This is a genomic window from Arhodomonas sp. KWT, assembly GCF_010993615.1.
Window position 1 is genome coordinate 22,304 of record NZ_WNXE01000024.1, and the last position, 7,061, is coordinate 29,364.

The window sequence follows — 7,061 nt, forward strand, 5'->3', positions numbered from 1 at the left end:
CGGCGGCGTCGCCGCTGCCCGGGTCGATGACCACCGGGAGCTCGCCCGGACAGACCTCGAACGTCGCGGGGGTGTACGCAATGATCTCGCCATCGGCGAGGATCCGCCGGTGTCGTCGGGTGCGGACAGTCAGCACCTGCGCCTGCGCACGCCAGACCGGGCTGCCGGCCACTCCGCCGCGCCAGACATCCCAGGCGGCCCGGAGCAGGCCCAGCCGCCCCTGGGGCGGGACGCAGTAGGCATCCAGCAGACCGTCGTCGATGCCGGCCTCGGCCTGCACTGGCACGCCGCCACCGTAGTAACGGCCGTTGCCCACGGCGAAATGCAGCGCACGCAGGCGCTCGGTGCGGCCATCGACCTCGACTTCCAGCCGGAACGAGCGTAGCCGGCCCGCTGTACGCAGCAGTGCCACCGGGTAGCTCAGCGCGCGCCAGCGGCGCTTGTCGCCCTCGCCCAGGCCTTCGTTCCGGGCACGCACGCCCAGCCCGATGTGGGCGACGTTGCAGAAATAACGGCCGTTGACCCGACCCAGATCGATGCGGTGGACGGAACCATCCACCGCGATGGCGGCGGCACCAGCAGGATCGAACGGGATGCCCAGGGTCCGGGCAAGGTCGTTGGCGGTGCCCAGCGGCAGCACCGCCAGCGGCGTGGTGCCGCCGGCCAGGGCACCGAGGGCGGCGTTGACGGTGCCGTCCCCGCCGGCGACGACCACCGCATCCACGGTGGCGGCGACGGCGGCAATACCCGCGCGCAACGCATCGCCATTGGCGGGCCAGTGGCAGCGATACTCGACGCCGCAACGCTCGAAGACCGCCAGCGCCGCGTCCAGCGGGCCGCCGGCGCGCCCGGCCGCGGCGTTCGCGAACACCGCCAGTCGCCGGCGCGGCTCGCCGCGGTGCGGCTGGGACTGGGTCTCCAACATGCGCGCCCTCCGGGCCCCTCGCCACCGGGCGGCGACGGTGTCAGTCCGTCGACCGGCCCATATCACCAAACCCCGCCCCGCCGGCGGGCCGTACAGTACGCGTCCTGCGTCTGACGACACGGGCCGGGGCACGAGTGCCCGTCGATACGCCGCACGGGCACCGCCCCGGAGCGGTGATCGACTAGGAGTCCGGGGTGCCGCCCCTGAGACGGGCGACGGCCCGATGGCCGATGTCCCGGCGGTAGTAGACACCGTCCCAGTGGATGCGCTCCACCTGCTCGTAGGCCCGGTTCCGGGCCTCGGCGATATCGCTGCCGAGGGCGCAGACGCAGAGAACGCGCCCGCCCATGGTCACGACCTCGCCGGCGTCGTCGTCGCTGGTGCCGGCATGGAAGACCTTCACGTCCCCGCTCTCGCTCTCCGGCAGACCGGTGATGACGTCACCCTTGCCGTAGGCGCCCGGATAGCCGCCGGCGGCCATCACCACACCCAGGCACGGACGCGGATCCCATTCCGCCCCGACCTCCGCGAGGCACCCGTCCAGGGCGGCATCGCAGAGCGCCGGCAGATCCGAGCGCAGGCGCATGAGGATGGGCTGGGTCTCCGGGTCGCCAAGACGCACGTTGAACTCCAGTACCCGCGGCTCGCCGTCCGGGTCGATCATTACGCCGGCGTAGAGGAACCCCGTGTACGGCCGGCCCTCGGCGGCAAGGCCGCGCACCGTGGGGCGCACGATCTCCTCGAGGATGCGCTCGTGCACCGCCCCGGTGACGATGGGGGCCGGACTGTAGGCGCCCATGCCGCCGGTATTGGGGCCGGTATCGCCGTCGTCCCGGGCCTTGTGGTCCTGGCTGGAGGCGAGCGGCAGGACGTTATTGCCGTCCACGAGGGCGATGAAGCTGGCCTCCTCGCCCTGGAGGAAGTCCTCGACGACGATACGCTCGCCCGCGTCGCCGAAGGCGTTGCCGCCGAGCATGCCCTCGGCGGCCTGCAGCGCCTCGTCCACGGTCATCGCCACGGTCACGCCCTTGCCGGCGGCGAGGCCGTCGGCCTTAACCACCAGCGGTGCGCCGTGCTCGCGGATATAGTCCCGGGCCTCACCGAGGTCGTCGAACACCCGGTAGCCGGCGGTGGGGATACGGTGCCGCTCCAGGAACGCCTTGGCGAAGGCCTTGGAGCCCTCGAGCTCAGCGGCCGCGCGGTCCGGGCCGAGGCAGCGCAGGCCGGCGGCCCGGAACGCGTCGACCACGCCCATGGTCAGCGGCACCTCCGGACCGACCACAGTGAGGTCGATGGCGAAGTTACGGGCGAAGTCCACCAGTGCGGTGATGTCCTCCGCACCGACGGCCACGTTGTGCACGCCCGGCTCACGCCGGGTGCCCGCATTGCCGGGGGCGACGTAGACGTCGCTGACGCGTTCGGAGCGGGCGAACCGCCATGCCAGGGCGTGCTCACGTCCGCCCCCGCCGATCACGAGTACCTTCATGGGCTGCTCCTCAGTGCCGGAAATGCCGCATGCCGGTGAACAGCATGGCGATGCCGTGCTCGTCCGCGGCGGCGATCACTTCCTCGTCGCGGATCGAGCCGCCGGGCTGGATGATCGCCCGCACGCCGGCCCCGGCGGCCTGGTCGACGCCGTCGCGGAAGGGGAAGAAGGCGTCCGAGGCGAGCACCGAGCCGTCCAGCGAGAGGCCGGCGTCCGACGCCTTGCGCACGCCGATACGGGCGCTGTCCACCCGGCTCATCTGCCCGGCGCCGATGCCGAGCGTCCGCCCGGCGCCGCCGTAGACGATGGCGTTGGACTTCACGTGCCGGGCCACGGCCCAGACGAAGAGCAGGTCGGCGCGCTCACCCGCCTCCGGGGCACGCTGCGTCACCACCCGCGGCGCCGCGCCGGCGGGCAGCAGCTCATGGTCGGCATCCTGCACCAGCAGCCCGCCGCGCACGCGCTTGTAGTCGAGCCGCCCGCCGTCGGCGCCCTCGTCCAGGGCGCCGGTGACGAGCAGGCGCACGTTCTTCTTCCGGGCCACCGCCTCGGCCACGCCGTCCGCCACCGCCGGGGCGACGATCACCTCCACGAACTGGCGATCCACGATCGCCTCCGCGGTGGCGCGGTCCAGGGTCCGGTTGAAGGCGATGATGCCGCCGAACGAGGACGTCGGGTCGGTGGCGAAGGCGCGCTCGTAGGCGGTGAGGAGGTCCTCGGCCACGGCGACGCCACAGGGGTTGGCGTGCTTGACGATCACGCAGGCCGGGACCTCGAAACCGCGCACGCACTCCAGCGCGGCGTCGGTATCGGCGATGTTGTTGAACGACAGCGCCTTGCCCTGGAGCTGGCTGGCGGTGGCCACCGACGCGCCCTGTGCCGCCGGCTCGCGGTAGAACGCGGCGCGCTGGTGCGGATTCTCGCCGTAGCGCATGGTCTGCACCAGACGGAACTGCGGGTTGAGGGTGTCGGGGAAGTCCGCCGGCGTATCACCGTCGCCGGTGCGCCGGCCCAGGTACTCGGCGATGGCGCCGTCGTAATGGGCGGTGTGCTCGAAGGCGGCCACCGCGAGGCGGAAGCGCGTCCCGGCGGTGATACCGCCGGCGTCCAGCTCGGAGAGCACCGCCGGATAGTCGCCGGCATCGGTGACCACGGTCACGCCGTCGTGGTTCTTGGCCGCGGCGCGGATCATCGCGGGGCCGCCGATATCGATGTTCTCGATAGCATCGGCCAGCGTGCAGTCCGCCCGGGCGACGGTCTGCTCGAAGGGATAGAGATTGACCGCCAGCAGGTCGATGGGCGCAATGCCGTGCTCGTCCATCACCGCGTCGTCGACCCCGCGCCGTCCCAGCAGCCCGCCGTGCACCCGCGGGTGCAGGGTCTTCACCCGGCCCGCCATGATCTCCGGGAAACCAGTGTGCCCGGAGACCTCGACCACCGGAACACCGGCCTCGGCGAGGGTCCGCGCGGTCCCGCCGGTGGAGAGGATCTCCACACCCCGCTCGTGCAGGGCCCGGGCGAAATCGGTGATCCCGGTCTTGTCGGAGACGCTGATCAGCGCCCGCCGGACCGGCCTCAACTGTGCGGCTGCTGGCATCGGGCTGTTTCCTTCGCTGGCTGCCTCAAGGGGGCGCCATTATAGCGGAACTGCCCGGCCCTGCGGTGCGCGGCGACACGCGGGCGTCTCAGTCCTCGATGCCGTAGTACTGGAGCTTCTTGCGCAGGGTGCCGCGATTGATGCCCAGGATCTCCGAGGCGCGGGTCTGGTTGCCACCGCACTCGCGCATCACCACCTCGAGCAGCGGCACCTCCATCTCGGTGAGCACCATCTTGTACAGCCCGCTGCCCGGATAGCCGTCGAGCTGGCGGAAATAGTCCTCCAGCGACTCGCGCACGCAAGAGCGTATCGGCCCGACACCCCGACGCTGCGGATCCTTCGACTGCTCCCTGGTCCCTTCGTCCTGCCTGGCCTGTTGCTCTGCCATGTCGTTATCTGCCCGTCGCGTTGGTATCGACCGCCGCCCGCGGCGCCGAAATAGGTGATAATACTAACCCGCCGACCGGTCGCGCCACCTCCCGTAGAGGGCGAGCGCGACGTTAGCGGAAGAAGACCTCGAAGCCCTGGGCCGGGGGCTGGGGCGCGTCGATCTCCACCGACACGTCCACTGTCTCCCCGGGGGGCATCCCCGTCCCGGGCGGGGTCCGGTCCAGGTAGTCCGTCGCCTCGAAGCCGCGCTCGGCGAGGATCTGACCGTTGAGCGCGGTCAGGCGCAGGCGCATCTGCGGCCACTCGATGGGGGTCGGGGCGGTATTCGCGATTTGCGCGGTGAAACGCAGGCGGTCACCGTTCGGCGACGCCCGCAGGGCCCGCTCGTCCACCCGCACGGCCGCCGGACGACGCGGCAGGGGGACGGTACAGCCCGCCACCTCGCAGGCCGCCACCGCCCAGTCCCGCACCAGGGGATTGCCCAGCAGGGCCTGGCGATTGAACCAGGTGAGCTGCCCCGCAATAGCGAGCAGGAGCACCACGGCGGCAAGCCACCAGGGCCAGCGCCGGTGTACCGGTTCCTCCTCGCCCGGACCGGGTTCCAGCCAGTCCGCGGCGGGGGCCATACGCTCCCGGGGAGGCGGCGCGTCCGGCACCGGGGTCCCCCCCAGCTCCCCCAGCGCCGGTTCGGCGCGGAGGTCGGGCGTATCGCCGGGGAGATCCTCGGTATGGGTGCGGACATCGAAAACCGCACCGCAGACACCGCAGCGGCATCGGCCGCCGGCGGCGCCGGACTGGGCCAGGGTGACCCGGAAGAGCGTGCCGCACTCCGGGCAGCGGGCGTGTCTGGGCGCCGGTGGCATCACCCGGGCCCCCGCTTGCCCTCCAGGCGGACCCAGCCGTCCCTGGGTGCGGAGACCTCCAGGGTGACCTCGGGGCGGAAGGCCTCGGCCACCGATGCGGCCTGCCCGGCAAGCACCCCCGAGAGCACCAGCCGGCCACCGGGACGGCAGCAGCGCACCAGCACCGGCGCGAGCTCGATAAGCACCCCAGAGAGGATGTTCGCCACCACGCAGTCCGCCGGCGCCGGGGGCTCGCCGGTGTGATCGCGCACGGCGAGCCGCTCCGCCACGCCGTTGGCGCGGGCGTTCTCGCGGGTGGCCACCAGTGCCTGCGGGTCGTTGTCGACGCCCTCCGCCTCCCGGGCGCCGAGCAGCAGTGCGGCAATGGCGAGCACGCCGGAGCCACAGCCGTAGTCCAGCACCCGCTCACCCACCGGGGGCCGGGCGTCCAGGGCCTCCAGGCACAGGGCGGTGGTGGGATGGGTGCCGGTGCCAAAGGCGAGACCGGGATCCAGGCGAAGGTTCAGGGCGTCCGGATCCGGAGGGGCCTCATGGGAGGGCACCACCCAGAGCCGCTCGCCGAAGCGCATGGGACGGTAATCGTCCATCCACGCCCGCTCCCAGGCGCGGTCCTCGAGGCTGCCGACGTGCCATTCCGCCGGCTCCGCACCCAGGGCCTCGCGGGCGCTTGCTCGGACCGCCGCCGGGTCGACGTCGGCGTCGAACAGGCCGGTGACGCGCACCCGCGACCACAGTCGCTGTTCGCCGGGAGCGGGCTCGAGCACCGGCTCGTCCCCCGGGTCACGCCCGGTAACGGACAGCGCCCCCGCGGCCTCGAGCACGGCCTCGGCCAGTCCGAAACGCTCGCGGGGCAGCTCGAAGGAGATCTCGATCCAGGCCATGGTGGCCCCACCGTGGTCGGGCGATCAGCCGGCGGCGAGGGCGCGCGCAGCCTGCTCGCGGGTATAGAAGGCCCCGTCGCGCACGAAACCGGCGATCACGCCGGGGCGCACCGCGGTCACGCGGCCGCCGAGGTCACGGGCGGTGACCAGCGTCTCCGGCAGGCCGTCGAGACAGTGACAGGGGGCGGGCCGCCCATCGGCAAGGCACGAGCGGTGCACGCGCCCGGTGGCCCGGTCGAGGAAGGCGGGGGCGAACCCCGCCCCGCGGTTCTCGGCGCTAACGCCGCCCCGGCCGTCGTAACGGCGGTTCTCGTCCTCCAGGCGGTCCACGGTCATGGCCGAGCCCATATGCCCCCCTACGACAACCGAGCCATGCGATGGCGTACGCACCGAGCGAAAGATCGGCGGATTATAGGCCGTGATCGCCCGCAATCCAATCCCCGGCGGATACCCCGTTCAACACCCACACAGTAGACACCAAACGTGAACCATGCACGGTAACGGGCGCCGCCGGTGCCGGACACGCCGGGTCGGCTCGCGGACGGTCCCGCCGAGGGACATCGGGTGGTCGTCAGGGATGGCGATGCGGTGGCGACCGCAAGCCGGGCACATTCCCGCATGGGCGACGGCGCCGCGGCGGCCGTTGCGGCCGTGCCTCCGGACCCGGTGGCCCGGCTGGTATCCGGCGCGGCGGGCGCCGCGCCGGAGGTCCCGGGCGTCAGCCCTTCTGGTAGCGGGAGACCGCGTCGTTGATCTCCGCATGCGCGGCGTCGACGCCCTTCCAGCCGTCGATGCGCACCCACTTGCCCTTCTCCAGGTCCTTGTAGTGCTCGAAGAAGTGGGCGATCTGGTCGAGGATCACGGGCGGCAGGTCCTCCGCGGCCTTGACGTTGTCATACATCGGCGTGAGCTTGGAAAC

8 protein-coding genes are annotated in these 7,061 nt (G+C 72.3%); all 8 read right to left on the reverse strand.

What is annotated here, in order from left to right; genetic code table 11:
- The coding region (locus G7A99_RS06730; protein WP_163139278.1) for a YegS/Rv2252/BmrU family lipid kinase at positions 1-925 on the reverse strand (925 nt) is incomplete at its 3' end.
- Between the two features lie 181 nt (positions 926-1,106).
- Positions 1,107-2,411, reverse strand: a complete 1,305-nt coding sequence (purD, locus tag G7A99_RS06735) for a phosphoribosylamine--glycine ligase (RefSeq protein ID WP_018719584.1) — start codon at positions 2,409-2,411, stop codon at positions 1,107-1,109.
- Positions 2,412-2,421: 10 nt separating this feature from the next.
- Positions 2,422-4,008: a bifunctional phosphoribosylaminoimidazolecarboxamide formyltransferase/IMP cyclohydrolase gene (gene purH, locus G7A99_RS06740; protein WP_040409678.1), complete on the reverse strand. Its 1,587-nt coding sequence runs from the start codon at positions 4,006-4,008 to the stop codon at positions 2,422-2,424.
- Between the two features lie 88 nt (positions 4,009-4,096).
- The gene (gene fis / locus G7A99_RS06745; protein ID WP_040409677.1) at positions 4,097-4,396 is read right to left on the reverse strand and encodes a DNA-binding transcriptional regulator Fis; all 300 of its coding nucleotides are present in this window, start codon (positions 4,394-4,396) and stop codon (positions 4,097-4,099) included.
- 112 nt (positions 4,397-4,508) lie between these two features.
- Complete coding sequence (locus G7A99_RS06750) at positions 4,509-5,261, reverse strand: DUF3426 domain-containing protein (protein WP_163139279.1); 753 nt, start codon at positions 5,259-5,261, stop codon at positions 4,509-4,511.
- Positions 5,261-6,142 carry a 50S ribosomal protein L11 methyltransferase gene (prmA, locus tag G7A99_RS06755; RefSeq protein ID WP_018719580.1) on the reverse strand — a complete coding sequence of 294 codons (882 nt, stop codon included), beginning with the start codon at positions 6,140-6,142 and terminating at the stop codon, positions 5,261-5,263. The genes G7A99_RS06750 and prmA overlap by 1 nt, the downstream gene beginning before the upstream one ends.
- Before the next feature lie 24 nt (positions 6,143-6,166).
- Positions 6,167-6,490, reverse strand: a complete 324-nt coding sequence (locus G7A99_RS06760) for a hypothetical protein (RefSeq protein ID WP_018719579.1) — start codon at positions 6,488-6,490, stop codon at positions 6,167-6,169.
- Positions 6,491-6,860: 370 nt separating this feature from the next.
- On the reverse strand, positions 6,861-7,061 hold a 201-nt coding region (locus tag G7A99_RS06765), incomplete at its 5' end, for an inorganic diphosphatase (RefSeq protein ID WP_205599758.1).

Bases quoted from the DNA above. Each gene is read 5' to 3' on its own strand.
- purD (WP_018719584.1), bottom strand. From the start codon at position 2,411: ATGAAGGTACTCGTGATCGGCGGGGGCGGACGTGAGCACGCCCTGGCA.
- purH (WP_040409678.1), bottom strand. From the start codon at position 4,008: ATGCCAGCAGCCGCACAGTTGAGGCCGGTCCGGCGGGCGCTGATCAGC.
- fis (WP_040409677.1), bottom strand. From the start codon at position 4,396: ATGGCAGAGCAACAGGCCAGGCAGGACGAAGGGACCAGGGAGCAGTCG.
- G7A99_RS06750 (WP_163139279.1), bottom strand. From the start codon at position 5,261: ATGCCACCGGCGCCCAGACACGCCCGCTGCCCGGAGTGCGGCACGCTC.
- prmA (WP_018719580.1), bottom strand. From the start codon at position 6,142: ATGGCCTGGATCGAGATCTCCTTCGAGCTGCCCCGCGAGCGTTTCGGA.
- G7A99_RS06760 (WP_018719579.1), bottom strand. From the start codon at position 6,490: ATGGGCTCGGCCATGACCGTGGACCGCCTGGAGGACGAGAACCGCCGT.